The 18,953-nt window shown below is 71.1% G+C and carries 18 protein-coding genes and 1 pseudogene; 10 read left to right on the top strand and 9 right to left on the bottom strand.

Annotated elements, in window-relative coordinates; translation table 11 throughout:
* Positions 1-35 precede the first annotated feature (35 nt).
* The gene (locus ACOBQB_RS34765; RefSeq protein WP_423597552.1) at positions 36-305 is read left to right on the top strand and encodes a hypothetical protein; all 270 of its coding nucleotides are present in this window, start codon (positions 36-38) and stop codon (positions 303-305) included.
* Positions 306-386: 81 nt separating this feature from the next.
* On the opposite strand, the gene ACOBQB_RS34760 is transcribed toward ACOBQB_RS34765, so the two are convergent.
* Positions 387-1,145 carry a ferritin-like fold-containing protein gene (locus ACOBQB_RS34760; protein WP_423598961.1) on the bottom strand — a complete coding sequence of 253 codons (759 nt, stop codon included), beginning with the start codon at positions 1,143-1,145 and terminating at the stop codon, positions 387-389.
* A gap of 453 nt (positions 1,146-1,598) precedes the next feature.
* Here ACOBQB_RS34760 and ACOBQB_RS34755 point away from each other — a divergent pair.
* Together ACOBQB_RS34755 and ACOBQB_RS34750 are read left to right on the top strand one after the other, a co-directional pair.
* A pseudogene (locus ACOBQB_RS34755) lies at positions 1,599-4,060 on the top strand (DEAD/DEAH box helicase).
* 264 nt (positions 4,061-4,324) lie between these two features.
* On the top strand, positions 4,325-5,224 hold the full coding sequence (locus ACOBQB_RS34750) for an alpha/beta fold hydrolase (protein WP_423597550.1): 900 nt from the start codon (positions 4,325-4,327) through the stop codon (positions 5,222-5,224).
* Between the two features lie 2 nt (positions 5,225-5,226).
* Here the strand turns inward: ACOBQB_RS34750 and ACOBQB_RS34745 are convergent, their stop codons facing one another.
* A complete protein-coding gene (locus tag ACOBQB_RS34745) occupies positions 5,227-6,201 on the bottom strand; it encodes an NYN domain-containing protein (RefSeq protein ID WP_423597548.1) in 975 nt (324 codons plus the stop codon).
* A 236-nt stretch (positions 6,202-6,437) separates the two neighbouring features.
* Between ACOBQB_RS34745 and ACOBQB_RS34740 the strand changes: the two genes are divergently transcribed.
* Entirely contained in the window at positions 6,438-6,590 is a 153-nt protein-coding gene (locus tag ACOBQB_RS34740) for a hypothetical protein (protein WP_162933566.1), read from the top strand.
* A gap of 93 nt (positions 6,591-6,683) precedes the next feature.
* Here ACOBQB_RS34740 and ACOBQB_RS34735 read toward each other — a convergent pair whose 3' ends face one another.
* The 3 genes from ACOBQB_RS34735 to ACOBQB_RS34725 form a co-directional block, all read right to left on the bottom strand.
* A complete protein-coding gene (locus ACOBQB_RS34735) occupies positions 6,684-7,289 on the bottom strand; it encodes a MarC family protein (protein WP_423597546.1) in 606 nt (201 codons plus the stop codon).
* Positions 7,290-7,444: 155 nt separating this feature from the next.
* The gene (locus ACOBQB_RS34730; protein ID WP_423597544.1) at positions 7,445-8,320 is read right to left on the bottom strand and encodes a PHP domain-containing protein; all 876 of its coding nucleotides are present in this window, start codon (positions 8,318-8,320) and stop codon (positions 7,445-7,447) included.
* A gap of 171 nt (positions 8,321-8,491) precedes the next feature.
* Positions 8,492-9,133: a DUF6758 family protein gene (locus ACOBQB_RS34725; protein WP_423597542.1), complete on the bottom strand. Its 642-nt coding sequence runs from the start codon at positions 9,131-9,133 to the stop codon at positions 8,492-8,494.
* A gap of 168 nt (positions 9,134-9,301) precedes the next feature.
* Between ACOBQB_RS34725 and ACOBQB_RS34720 the strand changes: the two genes are divergently transcribed.
* Positions 9,302-10,555: an MFS transporter gene (locus tag ACOBQB_RS34720; RefSeq protein ID WP_423597540.1), complete on the top strand. Its 1,254-nt coding sequence runs from the start codon at positions 9,302-9,304 to the stop codon at positions 10,553-10,555.
* An 18-nt stretch (positions 10,556-10,573) separates the two neighbouring features.
* Here ACOBQB_RS34720 and ACOBQB_RS34715 read toward each other — a convergent pair whose 3' ends face one another.
* Positions 10,574-11,158 carry a suppressor of fused domain protein gene (locus ACOBQB_RS34715; protein WP_423597538.1) on the bottom strand — a complete coding sequence of 195 codons (585 nt, stop codon included), beginning with the start codon at positions 11,156-11,158 and terminating at the stop codon, positions 10,574-10,576.
* Positions 11,159-11,667: 509 nt separating this feature from the next.
* Here ACOBQB_RS34715 and ACOBQB_RS34710 point away from each other — a divergent pair.
* Both ACOBQB_RS34710 and ACOBQB_RS34705 read left to right on the top strand, forming a co-directional pair.
* Positions 11,668-12,786, top strand: coding sequence for a magnesium and cobalt transport protein CorA (locus ACOBQB_RS34710; RefSeq protein ID WP_423597536.1), 1,119 nt, complete (start codon positions 11,668-11,670; stop codon positions 12,784-12,786).
* 48 nt (positions 12,787-12,834) lie between these two features.
* Entirely contained in the window at positions 12,835-13,347 is a 513-nt protein-coding gene (locus ACOBQB_RS34705; RefSeq protein WP_423597534.1) for a hypothetical protein, read from the top strand.
* A 20-nt stretch (positions 13,348-13,367) separates the two neighbouring features.
* On the opposite strand, the gene ACOBQB_RS34700 is transcribed toward ACOBQB_RS34705, so the two are convergent.
* On the bottom strand, positions 13,368-14,108 hold the full coding sequence (locus tag ACOBQB_RS34700; protein ID WP_423598959.1) for a hypothetical protein: 741 nt from the start codon (positions 14,106-14,108) through the stop codon (positions 13,368-13,370).
* 263 nt (positions 14,109-14,371) lie between these two features.
* On the opposite strand from ACOBQB_RS34700, the gene ACOBQB_RS34695 reads away from it, so the two are divergent.
* The 3 genes from ACOBQB_RS34695 (at position 14,372) to ACOBQB_RS34685 (ending at position 17,454) form a co-directional block, all read left to right on the top strand.
* A complete protein-coding gene (locus tag ACOBQB_RS34695) occupies positions 14,372-15,649 on the top strand; it encodes a magnesium transporter MgtE N-terminal domain-containing protein (protein ID WP_423597532.1) in 1,278 nt (425 codons plus the stop codon).
* On the top strand, positions 15,636-16,220 hold the full coding sequence (locus ACOBQB_RS34690; protein WP_423597530.1) for a DUF1003 domain-containing protein: 585 nt from the start codon (positions 15,636-15,638) through the stop codon (positions 16,218-16,220). The genes ACOBQB_RS34695 and ACOBQB_RS34690 overlap by 14 nt, the downstream gene beginning before the upstream one ends.
* Before the next feature lie 100 nt (positions 16,221-16,320).
* A complete protein-coding gene (locus ACOBQB_RS34685) occupies positions 16,321-17,454 on the top strand; it encodes an Mrp/NBP35 family ATP-binding protein (RefSeq protein WP_205038926.1) in 1,134 nt (377 codons plus the stop codon).
* Positions 17,455-17,544: 90 nt separating this feature from the next.
* Here ACOBQB_RS34685 and ACOBQB_RS34680 read toward each other — a convergent pair whose 3' ends face one another.
* The gene (locus ACOBQB_RS34680) at positions 17,545-18,213 is read right to left on the bottom strand and encodes a hypothetical protein (RefSeq protein WP_423597528.1); all 669 of its coding nucleotides are present in this window, start codon (positions 18,211-18,213) and stop codon (positions 17,545-17,547) included.
* Between the two features lie 119 nt (positions 18,214-18,332).
* Entirely contained in the window at positions 18,333-18,794 is a 462-nt protein-coding gene (locus ACOBQB_RS34675) for a sec-independent translocase (protein WP_423597526.1), read from the bottom strand.
* Positions 18,795-18,953 lie beyond the last annotated feature (159 nt).

Below are 18,953 nucleotides of genomic sequence, written 5' to 3'. Positions count from 1 at the left end.
CCGATTTGCACCTGGCCGCGAAGGAGGGCACCACCGTGATTCTGGAAGCACTCGGGTCCACCTTGCTGGGCCTCGCGCTGGCCTGGGCCGCGGCCCACCGACTGGCGCACCGGCTGCCCGCGCGCAGCCTGGTCCTGTCGACAGGCCCCGCCGGCGCCCTCATCGGCGCCTTCATCACCCACATGGCACTGGGCTCCGGCCACGCCCCCGCGGTGATGCTGGGAGCGGTGACCGTCTCGGTGGCCCTGCTGTCCCTGCTGATCCGCCCGTCCCGAGCCGGAATGCACCGCTCAGCGACGGCGTGACCGGGGCGCGCGGGGGCGCCCCGCAGGGGCGGGGGGAACTGCGCGCTCAGCGCAAGACGCCCCGCACCGGCACACCCGACCTCAGGCGGCCAGCCCCAGGGCGGCCATCCGCTTGGTGTGCGCCTCGGTGATCCGGGAGAACATCCGCCCGACCTCGGCGAGGTCGAACCCGTCCGCGACGCCGCCCACCAGCATGGTGGAGAGCGCGTCCCGGTCCGCGACCACCCGCTGCGACTGCGAGAGCGCCTCGCCCATCAGCCGCCGCGCCCACAGGGCGAGCCGCCCGCCGACGCGCGGGTCCGCCTCGATCGCGGCCCGCACCTTCTCCACGGCGAAGCTCGCGTGCCCGGTGTCGTCGAGGACGGCGAGGACCAGCTCGCGCGTGTCGGCGTCGAGCCGGGCCGCCACCTCGCGGTAGAAGTCACTGGCGATCGAGTCGCCGACGTACGCCTTGACGAGGCCCTCCAGCCAGTCGGACGGCGCGGTCTGCCGGTGGAAACCGTCGAGCGCCGCCACAAAGGGCTCCATGGCCTCGGTCGGCTCCGCGCCGATCGCCGAGAGCCGGTCCCGCAACTGCTCGAAATGGTGGAACTCCGCCGACGCCATCTTCGCCAGCTCCGCCTTGTCGCCGAGGGTCGGCGCCAGCTTCGCGTCCTCCGCGAGCCTCTCGAACGCCGCGAGCTCCCCGTAGGCGAGCGCGCCGAGCAGGTCGACGACCGCGGCGCGGTAGTGGGGCTCGGCGGAAGCTTTCGCCCAGTCCTGGGCAGCGACTCCGGTGACTTCGGCGGGGGTCTCGGGGGCGGATTCGGCGGGGATGTCAGGCGTCTCCATGAAGCGCACAATAGCCCGCTTGCCGTAAGGCGTAAGGCCCTGGTCAGTCACTGTGACCACGACCATGTGACGAATTCGCCGGACACGCCTGCGGGATTCCGGGGTACAGTGGTAAAGCGCCTGCCGAATATTCGACGGGCCGTATGAATGAGGATGCCCGGTCGGTGGCCCGATCGGCTCCGACCCGACAGCCCTCCGGGCGGTACGCGCAGATGCGTACGGCACGAGGAGGGAACCTCAGCGGTAAGAGCGCTCGAGCGCAGGCAGTGGTCCCGCGCCCCCGGCAAGCCCCCCAGCAGCCGGCGGTAGTGGCACGGTCACGACCCCCAGCGTTCGCCTCACGCCGCGTCTCACAGAAGAGGCATAGCCCTGACTACGACTTTCCGAGAGCTCGGGATTCTTCCCGAGACAGCCGAAGCCCTTGAAGCCGTCGGCATCATCAACCCCTTCCCCATCCAGGAGATGACGCTCCCCGTCGCCCTTTCGGGCAAGGACGTCATCGGCCAGGCCAAGACCGGCACCGGCAAGACGCTCGGCTTTGGACTCCCGCTCCTGGAGCGCGTGATCGTCCCCGCCGACGTCGAGGCGGGCCGCGCGAAGCCCGAGCAGCTGACCGAGGCGCCGCAGGCCCTCATCGTCGTCCCCACCCGCGAGCTCTGCCAGCAGGTGACGAACGACCTCCTGACCGCCGGCAAGGCGCGCAACGTCCGCGTCCTCGCCATATACGGCGGCCGCGCCTACGAACCACAGGTCGAGGCCCTCAAGAAGGGCATCGACATCGTCGTCGGCACCCCCGGTCGTCTGCTCGACCTCGCGGGCCAGCGCAAGCTCGACCTCAAGCACGTCAAGTGCCTCGTCCTCGACGAGGCCGACGAGATGCTCGACCTGGGCTTCCTGCCCGACGTCGAGCGGATCATCAACATGCTGCCGCCGAAGCGTCAGACGATGCTGTTCTCGGCGACCATGCCGGGCGCGGTCATCGGCCTCGCCCGCCGCTACATGTCGCAGCCCACGCACATCCGCGCCACCGCGCCGGACGACGAGGGCCAGACCGTCGCGAACACCGCGCAGTTCGTCTACCGCGCGCACAACATGGACAAGCCGGAGATGATCTCCCGCATCCTCCAGGCCGACGGCCGTGGGCTCGCGATGGTCTTCTGCCGCACCAAGCGCACCGCCGCCGACATCGCCGAGCAGCTGGAGAAGCGCGGCTTCGCCTCCGGCGCCGTGCACGGCGACCTCGGCCAGGGCGCGCGCGAGCAGGCCCTGCGGGCGTTCCGCAACGGCAAGGTGGACGTGCTCGTCTGCACCGACGTCGCCGCCCGCGGCATCGACGTCGAGGGCGTCACGCACGTCATCAACTACCAGTCGCCGGAGGACGAGAAGACGTACCTCCACCGCATCGGCCGCACCGGCCGCGCGGGCGCCAAGGGCATCGCGATCACGCTGGTCGACTGGGACGACATCCCGCGCTGGCAGCTGATCAACAAGGCGCTGGACCTGGGCTTCAACGACCCGGTCGAGACGTACTCCAGCTCCCCGCACCTGTACGAGGAGCTGAACATCCCGGCGGGCACCAAGGGTGTTCTGCCGCGTGCCGAGCGGACCCGTGCGGGTCTGGGCGCGGAGGAGATCGAGGACCTCGGCGAGACCGGCGGGCGTGGCCGTGGCGGCCGCGGCGGCCGTTCGCAGGACCGAGACCGTGACCGCGGTCGCGACCGTGACCGTGACCGTTCCGGTGGTTCTGGTTCCGCTTCGGGTCCGGGTTCCGCGTCGGCCGAGCGGGAGCGCCCCGCGCGTACGCCGCGACGCCGTCGGCGCACGCGTGCGGGTTCCCCCTGGAGAACACGGGCACGGCCTCGGCGTCGACGGCCACGGCCACCGCTCCGGTCGTCGAGGAGTCCGCTCCGGCCGCCGCCGAGCCGACGGAGGCGCGCACCCCGCGTCGCCGCCGCCGGACGCGTGGTGGCGCCGCCGCCGAAGCGGTGACCGCCGCCGAGACGACCGTCACGGAGCCCGAGGCCCCGGCCGCGGAGCCGAAGGCCCCCGTCGCCGAGCCGGAGGCTCCGGCCGCGGAGAAGCCGAAGCGGCGTACGCGGAAGACCGCCGAGCCCGTCGCCGACGCCGCAGCCGAAGCTCCGGTCGAGGAGAAGCCGAAGCGCCGTACACGCAAGGCCGCGGAGACGGTGACCGAGGCGGACGCCCCGGCTCCGGTTGCCGAGAAGCCCAAGCGCCGTACGCGGAAGACCGCCGAGCCCGTGGCTGACACCGAGGCCGAGACCCCGGTTGAGGAAAAGCCCAAGCGCCGCACCCGCAAGGCCGCCGAGCCCGTCGCCGACGCCCCAGCCGAAGCTCCGGTCGAGGACAAGCCCAAGCGCCGTACACGCAAGGCCGCGGAGACGGTGACCGAGGTCGACGCCCCGGCCGCCGAGAAGCCCAAGCGTCGTACCCGCAAGGCCGCCGAGCCCGTGGCTGACACCGAGGCCGAGGCCCCGGTCGAGGAAAAGCCCAAGCGCCGCACCCGCAAGGCCGCCGAGCCCGTCGCCGACGCCGCAGCCGAAGCTCCGGTCGAGGACAAGCCCAAGCGCCGTACACGCAAGGCCGCGGAGACGGTGACCGAGGTCGACGCCCCGGCCGCCGAGAAGCCCAAGCGTCGTACCCGCAAGGCCGCCGAGCCCGTGGCTGACACCGAGGCCGAGACCCCGGTCGAGGAAAAGCCGAAGCGGCGTACCCGCAAGGCCGCCGAGCCCGTCGTCGAGGCCGAGATCCCCGCGCAGTCGACGGAGGAGCCGAAGCCGCGTCGCCGTACGCGCAAGGCGGCCGCCGCCCCGGTCGCGGACGTGACCGAGGCCGAGGCGCCTGTCGCGGCCCCGCGCCGCCGCACGCGCAAGAAGGCGGAGCCCGTGAAGTCCGCGGAGAGCTGAGCCTCCGCCCTTCCGCACCGCCGAAGGCCCGCCCCTCACCAGGGGCGGGCCTTCGCGCGTTCCCGGCACGAAGCACGAAGCCGCGGAGTCACGAAGCCGCCCGGTACCCCCCGGGGTGACGGGCGGGTGGGTGGGAGAGCCCCCGTCGCGCAGCGGCGGAAACGGCCACCCAAATCCCGGGCCCCGCCGACCCACGCCTACGCCCACGCCCACGCCCGAGAACCCGCCCGGGGCCCCGCCACCAGAACCCGTTAGCCTCGCCCCATGAGCAGGCCTCCCACCTTCACGCCGCCCCCGTGCACGACCGCCCGCGTCCTCCACACCGCCCGCGGCGACTTCGCCGTCCTCGACGCGCTTCCGCCCGAGGGCGCCCAGGTCAACGGGACCGCCCTCCTGCTCCCCGGCTTCACCGGCAGCAAGGAGGACTTCATCGCCCTCCTGGAACCCCTGGCCACCGCCGGTTACCGCGCCGTGGCCGTGGACGGCCGGGGGCAGTACGAGTCACCGGGGCCGGACGACCAATCGGCGTACGCCCAGGGCGAGTTGGCCCGCGACGTACTGACGCAGACGGCGGCCCTGGCGGCGCCGGTCCCGCCCCACCTCGTCGGTCACTCCCTCGGCGGCCAGATCGCCCGCGCCGCCGTGCTCCTGGACCCCGGCGCCTTCGCCTCGCTCACGCTGATGTCCTCGGGCCCCGCCGCGATCACCCCGGCCCAGCAGGCCCGCGCCAAGATGCTGGCCGACGCCCTCGCGGTGCTCTCGATGGAGGAGGTGTGGCAGGCCATGCAGGCCATGGCGCCGCCGCCCCCGGAGGACACCGACACCGGCGGCGCCCTCGCGGACGGCGGCGACGACAGCGCGGCCCTGCGCGCCCGCTGGCTGCGGCACAACCCCGCCCAGCTCATCGCGACCGGCGGGCAGCTCTCCACGGAGCCGGACCGCGTGGCGGAACTCGCCGACACCGGGCTGCCCAAGCACGTCATCTCGGGCGAGCGTGACGACACCTGGCCCGTGCCGCTCCTGGACGACATGGCACACCGCCTGCGCGCCCACCGCACGGTGATCACCGGCGCCGAGCACTCCCCCAACACCGACCGCCCGAAGGAGACGGCTGCCGCCCTGACCGGCTTCTGGGACGGCCTCGGCCACCGCCGGGACGGCTAGTTTCAGTACTGCGTCCGCAGGTGGTCCCAGAATCCGTCCCGCAGCGCCCTGCGCAGATCGGACTGGCCCCGCAGCGAGTACTGCAGCATCCGCTCCGCCTCCACCAGCAGCTCCTGGTCCACCGACCCCGGCAGGTACGGGTGACCGGGCAGCAGCCCCACCAGCGCCTCCCGCCCCCGCGCCGCGAGCCACTTCGCGGCGATCTGCGCGCCGACGAAGCGGACGTCCTCGCGCGTGGGCCGCTGCGCGGCGGGCCCCGCCTCGTACGTCGGGGTGGCGGCGCGCCGGGACACGTACGGCTTGAAGAAGTCGAGGTCGAACGTCCGCTGGCTGTCGACCTCCCAGAGCAGCGGCTCCGCCTGGTTGCGTCCGTCGGGTGCCTCGATGCCCCACAGATGGACCCGCGCGCCGTACCCCTGCGCCGCCTCGACCGCCGAGACGAGGTCCTCGTCGCCACCGATGAGCGCCGCGTCGCTGATGGCGCGGTGCCGGGCCAGGGACTCCAGGTCGCTGCGGATGAGGGAGTCGACGCCCTTCTGCTGATTGTTGGCGTTCAGGTTGCCGAGCCTGACCTTGACGTCGGGCAGCTCCGCGATCGACTGCTGTTCGGTGGTGTGGATGCGGCGCCTGGCCCCGTCGTACCAGTAGACGCGCAGCAACCGGCTGTCCGCGAAGATCGTGCGGGCCTTGTCGATGAGCGCCTCGATGAGGCCCTCGGCGTCGAGGTCGAAGGACCGCCGGTCCTCGGTGCCCGCGGCGAGCCGGCCCGCGGCCGCGTAAAGGTACCCGGCGTCGACGAAGATCGCGTGCGTGGACGGGGTCTTCGCCACCTCCGCGAGCACGCGTTCGAGCAGCCCGTTGGCGCGCTCCAGCTGAGCGCTGATGTGCCCGGCGGCGCCGTGGTCGGCTGTGCCATGGTCGGCTGTGCCATGGTCGGCGGCACCATGGTCGGCTGCGCCGTGTTCGACGTTGTTCATAGGGAACCCAGTCTCCCGCCGGTCACACAGCGAACACAACTGGTGCCGCTACTCGCGGGTAATTAGGTACTCGAAAAATTTCCTTAGCGTAGGGAATGTTTGCACGGGGCAACTCGTTGTACCCATCAGGAACGCGGGCACGGGAGCCCGCAACCGACACTTCATGGCCGGGAAACAGCCTGGCCATCTCCAGTAGTTCTCCTTCAGGAGGATGACCAGACGAAGGGAGAAGCCTCATGCGCTTCGAAATCATGCGACTCGACGACGTCGACGGCAACGCCGTGGACAGCACCGTCGTGGACGCCGCCTCCGTCAATCGGATCGTGCAGCAGGCCGCAGCGATAGGCCAGCGCATCTACATCCGACCGGCCGAGTCCTCGGCCTCATAACGCAGGACGACCCGGTCGTCGTAGGGCCCCCGTACGAAAGCCGTACGGGGGCCCTTCGTGTGTCCGCCCCCCCCAGGGCGGGACGGCGGGACCTCACGCCCCGTCGATCACCTGCATCACGCCGTTGATGATCTGTTGGACCGCGATGGCGGACAGCATCATGCCCGCGAGCCGCGTCACGAGCACCACGCCGCCGTCCTTGATGACGCGGATGATCAGCAGCGAATACCGCATCACCAGCCACAGCACCACGTGCATCGCCACGATCGCCGACCAGACGGAGAGCTGCGTACCGACACTGTCGGCGTTCTGGACGGCGAGGATCACCGAGACGATCGCGCCGGGCCCGGCGAGCAGCGGCATGCCGAGCGGGACCAGCGCGACGTTGACGTCCTTGGTCTGCTTCGGCTCGTCCGTCTTGCCGGTGAGCAGGTCGAGCGCGATGAGCAGCAGCAGGAGCCCGCCCGCGATCATCAGCGCCGGAACGGACACGTGCAGGTAGTCGAGGATCTGATGGCCCACGAGGCCGAAGACGGCGATCACGCCGAAGGCGACACAGACGGCCTGGAAGGCCATCCGCTGCTGGACCTTGGCGGGGCGGCCCGCGGTCAGGCCCAGGAAGATCGGGGTGATCCCAGGGGGGTCCATGATCACAAAAAGCGTGAGAAAAAGGGATCCGAAAACGGCGACGTCGAACACAGTGATGCCTTGCAGAGAGTCGTACGAAGGAACCGCACCGGACGCCGCCATGCACAGGGCACGTCGGCCACCGGCACGGAACACGGGAACGGTGGAGCGAAGGAGGAAAAGAGGGTGCGCGCGGTGTGCGTGGTGCCCGCGGTGCGCGCGGTGCGTTACGCGGCCGTGCCGCTGCGGCTTCCGCCCGCCCCGGGCACGGGGAACGCCCCGGTGGCCCGGCGCGTGATCTCGCCGTAGACCTCGGGATCGGTGGTGAACTCCCCGAGTACGCAGGTCTTGCGGCTGCCGTGGTAGTCGCTGGAGCCGGTGACCAGCAGGCCGAGGTCAGCGGCGAGGCCGTGCAGCCGGGTGCGCGTCTGAGGCAGGTGATCCATGTGATCGGCCTCGATGCCGTCCAGACCCGCCGCCGCGAGTTCGGCTATCGCGCTCTCCGGCACGACCTGGCCGCGCTTGGCGGCGGCGGGGTGCGCGAAGACGGTGACACCGCCGGCCGCCTTCACCAGGCGGATCGCATCGAAGGGGCCCAGCTCGTGCTTCTCGGCGTACGCGCGGCCGCCGTCGGCGAGCCACTCGGGCGTGAAGGCGTCGGAGACGGTGGGCACGACACCCAGCTCGACGAGCGCCTCGGCGATGTGCGGGCGGCCGACCGAGCCGTCCCCCGCGATCCGTGCGACGTGCTCCCAGGTCACGTCCACGCCGAGCCCCTGGAGCTTGCCGATCATCGTCTTCGCGCGCGGCACCCGGTCGTCGCGCACCAGCTCGCGCTCGCGGGCGAGCTCCGGCTCCTCGGGGTCGAAGAGGTACGCCAGCAGGTGCAGCCCCACGCCGTCGAGACGGCAGGAGAGTTCGGCGCCCGTGACGAGGGTCAGGCCGCAGGGCAGCGCGGCGATCGCTTGCGCGTAGCCGCGCGTCGTGTCGTGGTCGGTCAGGGCGACGACGTCGAGACCGGCGGCCGACGCGTTCCGCACCAGTTCGGCCGGGGTGTCCGTGCCGTCGGAGGCGGTGGAGTGAGTGTGCAGATCGATGCGCACGGCGCTGACTCCAGGCTCTGACGGGGCGGAGGGGCGGACGAAGGGAACGCTCAAGGATGACGAAGGGGACGCCCAAGGATAAGGACGCTCAAGGATAACGGGAATCGAACACTCCCCCGCCCGCCCCGGAAGAGGCATCGCTCACCCCCGCGCGGCCCGGCGGGCCCTGCCTCACGGCGTGAGCAGCCGGGGCGACAGCGCCCCGCACGGCAGCAGGTCCACCTCGGCGCCCGCGTCCCGCAAATCGGTGAGTACCAGCTCGTCGTACATCAGGAGTCCCGACTGCTCGGGCCACGCGATGGCCCACAGCCACAGGCCCCGCGCCTCGCCCGCGAAGACGGCGCGGTCGTCCGGCGTCCCGGACACGTGCCACAGCGGCGTGGGCCGACCGGCGGCGTGGACCTTGGCGTGCGCCGGCTGGTCCACGCTCAGGTAGGGGCCGGGGTCGGGGCCGTCGACGCCCGCGTACCGCGCGCCGAGGCCGATGCCCAGTTCCTCGGCGACCAGGACCAGTTCGCCGACGCCGCCGAGCGGCGCGGGGCCCGAACAGGCCACCGCGGTCGCGCGACCACCGCTCCTGTCGTCGCCCGCGCACGCCACACCGGTGAACAGCCAGCCGACCGGCAGGGGCCATGGCATCCACACCGGGACCTGCGCGCGGTGCACCACGACCTGGAGGGCCTCGACGCTGGGCGGGATCACGGGTTGAAGCGGGTGCACGGTGCCGTGCACGTCGCACTGCCAGGAGTCGGCAAAGAGACCGGGAGCCCTGACCCGGCCACCACACTTCGGGCAACTGGGTTCGCCCCTCATAGCGACCAACGGTCCTCTTCGGTCGTCGGTCCGTCAAGGACGATCACCCGTCCGGTGGCCCTGTCACCGGAGAAATTTAAATGTAGCTTGCACTCTTTAGTCTATCTAACTTAATATATGCATACGTCAACGAACTCGCCCGAGTAAGGAAAGCGAAGGAGCGGCTGTATGAACAGCAGGACAGGAGGCCCCGCCGAAGGGGACCCGTTCGACGCCGGGGCAGGTGGCATCCTGCGGCAACCGAAGGCGGTGTGGGCCACGGCGGGCGCCTCCGTCGTCGCCTTCATGGGCATCGGGCTCGTCGACCCCATCCTGCCCTCCATCGCCGAGGGCCTGGACGCGAGCGCCGGTCAGGTCTCCCTCCTCTTCACCTCGTACTTCCTGATCACGGCCCTCGCCATGCTGGTGACCGGCTTCGTCTCCAGCCGCATCGGCGGCAAGAAGACGCTGCTCCTCGGCCTCGCGCTCGTCGTGGTCTTCGCGGGCCTGTCCGGCACCTCCGGCTCGGTCGGTGAACTCGTCGGGTTCCGCGCGGGCTGGGGCCTCGGCAACGCGCTCTTCGTGTCGACCGCCCTCGCCGTGATCGTCGGCGCGGCGGCCGGGGGCAGCGCGGCCGCGATCCTGCTGTACGAGTCGGCGCTCGGCCTCGGCATGGCCTGCGGCCCCCTGGTCGGCGCGCTGCTCGGTGACGCCAGCTGGCGCTATCCGTTCTTCGGCACCGCGGTGCTGATGGCGATCGGCTTCCTCTGCGTCACCGCGTTCCTCAAGGAACAGCCGAGGCCCGCCAGGAAGACGTCCCTGCTCGACCCCCTCAAGGCCCTCGGCCACGGCGGGCTCGCCTCGGCGGCGGCCTCGGCCTTCTTCTACAACTACACGTTCTTCACCGTGCTGGCGTTCACGCCGTTCGTGCTGGACATGACCCCGTACAAGTCGGGCGCCGTCTTCTTCGCCTGGGGTGTGCTGCTCGCGGTCTTCTCGGTGCTCGTCGCGCCCCGGCTCCAGGCACGGTTCGGGTCCCTGAAGGTGCTCGGCGGTTCGCTGGTGCTGCTCGCCGTGGACGTGCTGGTGCTCGGGTACGGCGACCACACCGCGGCCATCGTCTGCACGATCCTGTCCGGCGCCTTCATCGGCGTGAACAACACCGTCTACACCGAGCTGGCCCTCGGCGTCTCCGACGCGCCTCGTCCCGTGGCCAGCGCCGGCTACAACTTCGTCCGGTGGTTCGCCGCGGCCGCCGCGCCCTTCTTCGCGCCGAAGATCGAGGAGTGGAGCGACATCCACATCCCGTTCGTCGTCGCGGCCGTCACGGCGGTGCTCGGCGCGGTCGTGGTCTGGGTACGCCGCGCCTCCCTCACCCGCGAGGCCGAGGAGCTGGAGCCGCAGCACGCCACGGAGGACGGCGTCGGCGTCTTCGCCAACTGAGGCCGCGCGTGCGGTCGTTCAGTCCAGGGACACGGACTTGCGCAGAGGGTCGCGCAAGTCCGTCCCGCTGTTCAGCCAGCGCTCCTGGAGAGCCGCGGCGCCGTGCACCCGCTTCCAGGCCGCCTCGTTCGGCGTCATGGGCAGCAGCGGCAGGAACCGTACGGGATCCATCGGGGCGTCGAGCTCCAGGTCCTCCAACAGGCCGCCGGACTCCGCGACCAGGACCGAGGTGAAGGGCGCGCCCGGCCACAGCGGGTCGCCGACGTCCAGCGAGGCGCCGGGCGCCACGACCAGGCCCTCGACCTGCGGCGAGGCCGCCAGCACCGCGAGGGGCCGCAGCACCTTGTCCGTGTCGGCGACTCCCGCGCGTACGGAGAGCACGAGCTCGGCGCGCGGACCCTTGACGGGGTCGGCGAGCGCGGCGGTGGGATCGGTCATCGGCTGGGCGGACATACCGAGCGTGGCGTAGCGCACTACGTCGCCGTCCGTGAAGCGCAGCACTTCGATCCGGTCGGTGCCGAGGAAGGTCACCGCGGCGCGCGCGTCCGGCTCCCCGAGGCCAGTGCGGTATCGGGCCTCGACCAGCGCAAGAACATCAACCATGACGCGAGCATAGAACTCGTCAGTGAAAGGCAAAGCGGCAGCTTGACACTGCGGTCGGCTGATAGTGTTGGCCGCTGGCCCAGGGCAGCACGCAGAAGCGTCGCTTTCAAGCCCTGCGGACAGACACTGACTTTGCGCCACGGGCGCAGAGGGCGCATGGGACTTCCCTTACGGGGGACCGGCCGGAGGAGGTGGGGCTGCAATGGACCGAAGTCGACCGTGCAGTACCACCCGCTCTTCCGCCCGGTGAATCACGCAGCTCGGTAGCTGCACAAGCACAGGCACGCGCCGCATGCACCGCATGCGTTTGTCGTGCCGGGTGCGACGGAAGAGCACTTCGTTTCCACCTGATCTGTCTGAGTTCTCTGATCTGTGTCAGTAGCGAAGCTGCCACCGCGACGGTGCGGTGCTCCCCGCTTTGTGGACGTGCCAAACATCCCGTAGCAGGACGTCCCCATTCCGGGCAGTTCCAACCGTCGTAGGCGGCCTCCCTCACAAGGAGCCTGCCCATGTCGATGATCCGCGACCTTCGTGCCGCCGTCCGCCCCTCCCTGCGCAAGGACGGCACCTCCCCCTACTCCTCCTACGACGCCACCCGTGACGCCGCGTCCGCCGTCGTCGACTGCGCGGTCTATCGCGACGGGCGGCGCATGGAGTGCGCCGACGCCCTCTCCCCGCACGAGGCGATGCTGGAGGTGCGCCGCCAGGGCGGCTTCGCCTGGATCGGCCTGCACGAGCCGACCGAGGCCGAATTCGCCGGTATCGCCGCCGAGTTCGGGCTGCACCCGCTCGCCGTGGAGGACGCCGTCCACGCGCACCAGCGGCCCAAGCTGGAGCGGTACGACGACACGCTGTTCACGGTCTTCAAGACCATCCACTACGTGGAGCACGCCGAACTCACCGCGACCAGTGAGGTCGTGGAGACCGGCGAGGTGATGTGCTTCACCGGCCGGGACTTCTTCATCACCGTCCGGCACGGCGGACACGGCTCGCTGCGCGCGCTGCGCCGGCGCCTCCAGGAGGACCCTGAGCTGCTCGCCAAGGGGCCCTCCGCCGTCCTGCACACCATCGCCGACCACGTCGTCGACGGCTACCTCGCGGTCGCCGACGCGATGCAGGACGACATCGACGACGTCGAGACCGAGGTCTTCTCCGCGCCGAGCAAGGGCAAGGGGTCCGCGCGCGGGGTCGACGCCGGGCGGATCTACCAGCTCAAGCGCGAGGTCCTGGAGTTCAAGCGGGCCGTCGCGCCGCTGCTGCGCCCGATGCAGCTGCTCAGTGAGCGGCCCATGCGGCTGGTCGACCCCGACATCCAGAAGTACTTCCGTGACGTCGCCGACCACCTGACGCGCGTCCAGGAGCAGGTCGTCGGCTTCGACGAACTGCTCAACTCGATCCTCCAGGCCAACCTCGCGCAGGCCGCCGTCGCCCAGAACGAGGACATGCGCAAGATCACCTCGTGGGCGGCGATCATCGCCGTGCCGACGGCGGTCTGCGGGGTCTACGGCATGAACTTCGACCACATGCCCGAACTGCACTGGCGGTTCGGGTACCCGATGGTGCTCGCCCTCATCGGCGGCGTCTGCTTCGCGATCCACCGGACGCTGAAGCGCAACGGCTGGCTGTGAGCCGTGACGGGGCGGCTCGCCCCGGCCGTCACTCGATAGGCTGCCGTCATGACTGCTGACGCGCTGCTCGGCCCCGCCCTCATCGAGGAGGCCACCAAGAAGTCCGGCCTCATCTGGGTGCGGGGCGAGGGCTCCCCCGAGCGGGCGCTCTGGCACGTCTGGCACGAGGGCGCCGCGTGCCTCGTCGGTGACGGGCCCGGCGAGCAGCCGCTGCCGGGGCTCGTGGACGGCGGGCTCGCCGAGGTGACCGTACGCAGCAAGGACAAGGGCGGCCGGGTCATCGCCTGGACGGCGGAGGTGCGGGAGCTCGCGCCGGGCTCGGAGGCGTGGGACGCGGCCGTGGCGGAGCTCAAGGGCAAGCGGCTGAACGCGGTGGACGCGGAGCGGATGCCGCAGCGGTGGGCCTCGGAGTGCCGCGTCGTGCGGCTCACCCCGCGTGAGGCGGTGACGGAGTTGCCCTCGGACTCGCTCGCGGCGGTGCCGTTGGCCACGGGGGTCACCACTCGGCAGGCGGTGCCTGCGGGGCTTCCCCGGTTGCTGTTCAAGCGCAAGCGACGCTGACCCCTGCCCCTTTGGAGGGCTTACGACGTCGGGAGCTGCTCGCCGTAGTCGACCATCTCGGACTTGTCCGGTTCCTGGAGGGGGAAGTCCTGGTTCCAGTCGGTGAGTTTGAGGGTGCCCGCGTGGCCGCCCCGGTCCAGGCGCAGGGGGTACGGCTTTCCGTCCAGGGACACGCTCAACGTGCCGCCCGCGCCCTCGTCGCCGGTGATCCTGATGGTGCGTACGGCGCCCGACTTGCCCCGCTCGCCCTTGGCCAGTGCGCCGTGCAGGGTGAGCATGCCCTCCAGGAGCACGTCCTTGTCCGTGAAGCCGCTCAACTGTTCGTAGGCCGGGTCACCCTTGGGGACCTTCACGTACTTGCCGTCGAGCTTGGCCGCCGCCGCCTCGTCCGCCGGCTGAGGAGTCCCGTCCTTCTGGGGGGTTCCGTCGCCCTTGCCGCTGTCGTGGGTCCAGAACCGCGAGTCGGCCTTCAGGAACAGCTGCTCGCCCACCCGCAGCAGCTGGAACGTCTGCCCCTTGGAGGTGACCGAGCCGGTGCCGCCCTCGGCCTTGAGGCGCATGTCCAGGCTGTAGGTGTGCCCCTTGCTCACCACCGTGCCGGAGAGCCGGACCGCCGACGCCGCCTCCGCCACCCTGGTCGACTTGCTCTGGATCTTCGGCGCCGAGAGCTTCCCGACGCCGTTCGTCCCCGCGTCCGGATCCTCGGTGCTGCCGCCGCAGCCGGCCAGACTCGTGACCGCCGCGACCGCGCCCACGCACATCGCGCTCACGAACGCTGCCCTACGGGCGCGGCTGACCAGGGGAAGTACGGTCACAGGGGGCGCTGCCTCTCGTGCGGACGACCTCTACGGCTTCGGCAGTACGGCAGCGTACCCGGGCCGGCACGGCGGAGCGGAGCCAGTCCGTCCGGACTCTCCGCCGGGGCGTATCCGACCGGGACGGGCTAGCCTGAAGCCCGTATTGCCGGACAGAACGGCAGGAATCGGTTCAGCGCGCGAGACGCTCGCGAGAAGGAGGCGCACGCATGGCGGCAGGCGCCCCCAAGGTCTTCGTGTCCCACCTCTCCGGCATCCCCGTCTTTGATCCGAACGGCGACCAGGTGGGGCGGGTGCGCGACCTGGTGACGATCCTGCGCGTCGGCCGCAAGCCCCCGCGGCTGCTCGGCCTCGTCGTCGAGCTGGCCACCCGGCGCCGCATCTTCCTGCCCATGACCCGCGTCACCGGCATCGAGTCGGGCCAGGTCATCACCACCGGCGTGCTGAACGTGCGGCGCTTCGAGCAGCGGCCCACCGAGCGGCTGGTCCTCGGTGAGATGCTCGACCGCCGGGTCCACCTGGTCGAGACCGGCGAGGAGGTCACCGTCCTCGACGTGTCGGTGCGGCAGCTGCCGGCCCGCCGCGACTGGGAGATCGACCGGGTCTTCGTACGCAAGGGGAAGGGGGGCACCTTCCGGCGCAAGGGCGAGACGCTGACCGTGGACTGGACCGCCGTCGACGGCTTCTCCCTGGAGGAGCACGGGCAGGGCGCGGAGAACCTGCTGGCCACCTTCGAACAGCTGCGCCCCGCCGACCTCGCCAACGTGCTGCACCACCTGTCGCCGAAGCGGCGGGCCGAGGTGGCCGCCGCCCTCGACGACGACCGGCTCGCCGACGTCCTCGAAGAGCTGCCCGAGGACGACCAGATCGAGATCCTCGGCAAGCTCCAGGAGGAACGCGCCGCCGACGTCCTGGAGGCCATGGACCCCGACGACGCCGCCGACCTCCTCGCCGAGCTGCCCGAGGACGACAAGGAGCGCCTGCTCACCCTGATGCAGCCCGACGACGCGGCCGACGTGCGGCGTCTGATGGCGTACGAGGAGCGCACGGCCGGCGGTCTGATGACGACCGAGCCGATCGTGCTGCGCCCCGACGCCACCGTCGCCGACGCCCTGGCGCGGGTGCGGCAGCAGGACCTCTCCCCCGCACTCGCCGCACAGGTGTACGTGTGCCGGCCGCCCGACGAGACGCCGACCGGCAAGTACCTGGGGACCGTGCACTTCCAGCGGCTGCTGCGCGATCCGCCGTACACGCTCGTCGGCTCGATCCTCGACGACGACCTGCAACCGCTGGCCCCGGGTGCCGCGCTGCCCACCGTCGCCGGGTTCTTCGCGGCGTACGACATGGTGGCCGCGCCCGTCGTGGACGAGGGCGGCGCGCTGCTCGGGGCGGTCACCGTGGACGACCTGCTGGACCACATGCTGCCCGACGACTGGCGTGAGACGGAGTTCCATCTGGAGGAGGAGGCCGACCATGGCGGCGGCTGACCGGGAGCGCGAGAACCGCGCCGAACCACGGAGCCCCCGGTTCCGCCTCGACCAGCCGCGCACCCCGCGGCCCAGACTGCTGCCCGACTACGACCCGGAGGCGTTCGGGCGGCTCTCGGAGCGGATCGCGCGGTTCCTGGGCACCGGCCGGTTCATCGTCTGGATGACGATCGTCATCATCCTGTGGGTGGTGTGGAACGTCTCGGCCCCGGCCCACCTGCGCTTCGACCAGTACCCGTTCATCTTCCTCACGCTGATGCTCTCGCTCCAGGCGTCGTACGCAGCTCCGCTGATCCTCCTCGCGCAGAACCGTCAGGACGACCGCGACCGCGTCAACCTCGAACAGGACCGCAAACAGAACGAGCGGTCGATCGCGGACACCGAGTACCTCACCCGGGAGATCGCCTCGCTGCGCATGGGCCTCGGCGAGGTCGCGACCCGCGACTGGATCCGCTCCGAGCTCCAGGACCTGGTCAAGGAGCTGGACGAGCAGCGGCACGGGCAGCGCGCGGAGAACCGCGTCGTATTCCCGCCGGAGGGCTCGCGGGGACGTGACGTAGGCGACCGCTGACGGCCCTTTCCCGGGCGGGGTTACCGCGCCGTACGCCCACCCGTCGCCCACCACCACCCTTCCAAGGAACGGCGCTGCGCGCCGCCGTACTATCGGGGGTATGGCTACGGAAGACGCGGTGCGTGAAGCACTGGCGACGGTGAACGACCCCGAGATCCAGCGACCCATCACCGAGTTGGGGATGGTCAAATCGGTGGACATCGGCGCCGACGGGGCGGTGGCGGTCACCGTGTACCTGACGGTCTCCGGCTGCCCGATGCGCGAGACGATCACCAAGAACGTGACGGACGCGGTCGCCGCCGTCGAGGGCGTCACGCGCGTCGACGTCACCCTCGACGTGATGAGCGACGAGCAGCGCAAGGAGCTGGCGTCCGCGCTGCGCGGCGGCACCGCCGAGCGCGAGGTCCCCTTCGCCAAGCCCGGCTCGCTCACCCGCGTCTACGCGGTCGCGTCCGGCAAGGGCGGCGTCGGCAAGTCCTCGGTGACGGTGAACCTCGCGGCCGCGATGGCGGCGGACGGCCTGAAGGTCGGCGTCGTGGACGCGGATATCTACGGTCACTCCGTGCCGCGCATGCTGGGCGCCGACGGCAAGCCCACCCAGGTCGAGAACATGATCATGCCGCCGTCCGCGCACGGCGTGAAGGTCATCTCGATCGGCATGTTCACCCCGGGCAACGCCCCGGTCGTGTGGCGCGGCCCTATGCTGCACCGCGCCCTCCAGCAGTTCCTCGCGGACGTCTTCTGGGGCGACCTCGACGTGCTCCTCCTCGACCTGCCGCCGGGCACCGGCGACATCGCGATCTCCGTGGCGCAGCTGGTGCCGAACGCCGAGATCCTCGTCGTGACGACGCCTCAGCAGGCGGCGGCCGAGGTTGCCGAGCGGGCCGGTTCCATCGCCGTACAGACCCACCAGAAGATCGTCGGCGTCGTCGAGAACATGTCGGGGCTGCCCTGCCCGCACTGCGGCGAGATGGTCGACGTGTTCGGCACGGGCGGCGGCCAGAAGGTCGCCGAGGGCCTCACGAAGACGACGGGCGCCACCGTGCCGGTCCTCGGCTCCATCCCGATCGACGTCCGCCTGCGCGAGGGCGGCGACGAGGGCAAGCCGGTCGTCCTGACCGACCCGGAGTCCCCCGCCGGTTCGGCGCTGCGCACCATCGCGGGCAAGCTGGGCGGCCGCCAGCGCGGCCTGTCGGGCATGTCGCTGGGGATCACGCCGCGCAACAAGTTCTGAGCGGCTTCGCTTCGAGCGCCCCGTCAGGGGCGCGGGGAACTGCGCGACCAGCCACGACCGCCCGCAGCCGACCACGCGCCCCGCGGAGCGTCAGGCGTACGCCCCGATGTCCTGGATCACGGCGAAGCCGAGTCCGTACGCGCTCATGCCGCGCCCATACGCACCCAGGTGGACGCCCTCCTCCGTGGAACCGGCGAGCACCCACCCGTACTCGGACTCCCGGTAGTGGAACGGCGTCGGCACCCCGTCCACCGGCAGCGAGAGCGTCGACCAGTCGGCGCCCTCCAGGTCGTCCGCGAGGACCCAGGCCGTCTCGGTCTGCTGGTCCAGCCAGTCGTCGCGCAGACTGTGGTCCATCTGGCCCGGCCAGGTGTAGGCCAGCAGGCCGACGCCGGCGAGCCACGCCGCCGAGGAGACCGAGGTGGCCTCCAGCAGGCCGGTGCCGTCCGCGCTGCGCCGCACCGGGTTGGCCGCGACGGTCACCACCACCGCGAAGCGCTCCTTGTCGCTGTTGCCGAGGCTTCCCTCGGCCAGGACCGACGGCTCGTCACCGTGGCCGATCGACCCGTGCTCCACGGAACCGTCCGCCGTCGAGCCGACCTGCATCAGCCAGCGCTGCCCCGTGAAGGCCTCGTCGAGGCCGTACCAGGGGAAGGGTGCCAGCAGGTAGCCGTCGACCGTGCGCCGGGCGGAGGGCACCGCTTGTGCGGTGCCGTCCGCGGCCGGCGCCTGCGCGCCTACGCGACTTGTCGTCTCCATGTACCGGCCGCCTCCTCGCTCTCGTCCGTCCGGAGCGGCCCGCCCCCCTCGGGCGTCCTCACGCCGGACAACAAGGCAGGATAGCCACACCGGTCGGCGGCGGCGGTTCAGGCGATCCTCTAGGTGGCGTCCGCGTCGAACGGCGGACGGTCGCCGGAGTCGAGCTTCTTGGGTTCGGCGGAGTTCTTCCGCATGTCCACGCGGGCCCCTGCCGAGGTGGTGGCGGCGGCTCCCGAAGAGGCGTCGGACGAGTCGCTGTCACGGCCGTGCACGGCGTCCGCGACCTCGTTCATCTCCTTCTTCAGGTCGAAGCCGTTACGGATCTCCTTGAGCCCGAGCTCGTCGTTGTCGAGCTGCTTGCGGATGAACTTCTTGGGGTTCAGATCCTCGAACTCGAAGTCCTTGAACTCCGGGCCCAGCTCCTCGCGTATGTCCGCCTTCGCGCTGTCCGAGAACTCGCGGATCTTGCGGATCGTGCGGGAGATGTCCTGAATGACCTTCGGCAGCTTGTCGGGGCCGAAGATGAGCACGGCGAGGACGACCAGCGCCACTATCTCGAGTGCGCCAATGTCATTGAACACCTAGAGCTCCTTGCGATGTCCTCAGCCCGCAACAGGTCGTCGTCCGAGGTCTGGACCGTGACCACGGTACCCGCCGCTCATGGCTGTCCGGTAGCCGCTGCGCCACAACCCGGGGCGGACATGGCCGGACCTTTGCGGACCCTTGCCCGGCCGCCCGGC

The sequence above is a fragment of the Streptomyces sp. G5(2025) genome, assembly GCF_049542075.1.
GTDB lineage: Bacteria > Actinomycetota > Actinomycetes > Streptomycetales > Streptomycetaceae > Streptomyces.
Note: the sequence above shows the minus strand (reverse complement) of the source record. Positions and strands in the feature narration are given on the sequence as shown.

Coding starts and splice junctions, on each gene's coding strand:
- ACOBQB_RS34715 (WP_423597538.1), bottom strand. CDS start 11,158: ATGGTTGATGTTCTTGCGCTGGTCGAGGCCCGATACCGCACTGGCCTC.
- ACOBQB_RS34750 (WP_423597550.1), top strand. CDS start 4,325: ATGAGCAGGCCTCCCACCTTCACGCCGCCCCCGTGCACGACCGCCCGC.
- ACOBQB_RS34720 (WP_423597540.1), top strand. CDS start 9,302: ATGAACAGCAGGACAGGAGGCCCCGCCGAAGGGGACCCGTTCGACGCC.
- ACOBQB_RS34695 (WP_423597532.1), top strand. CDS start 14,372: ATGGCGGCAGGCGCCCCCAAGGTCTTCGTGTCCCACCTCTCCGGCATC.
- ACOBQB_RS34740 (WP_162933566.1), top strand. CDS start 6,438: ATGCGCTTCGAAATCATGCGACTCGACGACGTCGACGGCAACGCCGTG.
- ACOBQB_RS34705 (WP_423597534.1), top strand. CDS start 12,835: ATGACTGCTGACGCGCTGCTCGGCCCCGCCCTCATCGAGGAGGCCACC.
- ACOBQB_RS34700 (WP_423598959.1), bottom strand. CDS start 14,108: ATGTGCGTGGGCGCGGTCGCGGCGGTCACGAGTCTGGCCGGCTGCGGC.
- ACOBQB_RS34685 (WP_205038926.1), top strand. CDS start 16,321: ATGGCTACGGAAGACGCGGTGCGTGAAGCACTGGCGACGGTGAACGAC.
- ACOBQB_RS34710 (WP_423597536.1), top strand. CDS start 11,668: ATGTCGATGATCCGCGACCTTCGTGCCGCCGTCCGCCCCTCCCTGCGC.
- ACOBQB_RS34745 (WP_423597548.1), bottom strand. CDS start 6,201: ATGAACAACGTCGAACACGGCGCAGCCGACCATGGTGCCGCCGACCAT.
- ACOBQB_RS34725 (WP_423597542.1), bottom strand. CDS start 9,133: ATGAGGGGCGAACCCAGTTGCCCGAAGTGTGGTGGCCGGGTCAGGGCT.
- ACOBQB_RS34680 (WP_423597528.1), bottom strand. CDS start 18,213: ATGGAGACGACAAGTCGCGTAGGCGCGCAGGCGCCGGCCGCGGACGGC.
- ACOBQB_RS34690 (WP_423597530.1), top strand. CDS start 15,636: ATGGCGGCGGCTGACCGGGAGCGCGAGAACCGCGCCGAACCACGGAGC.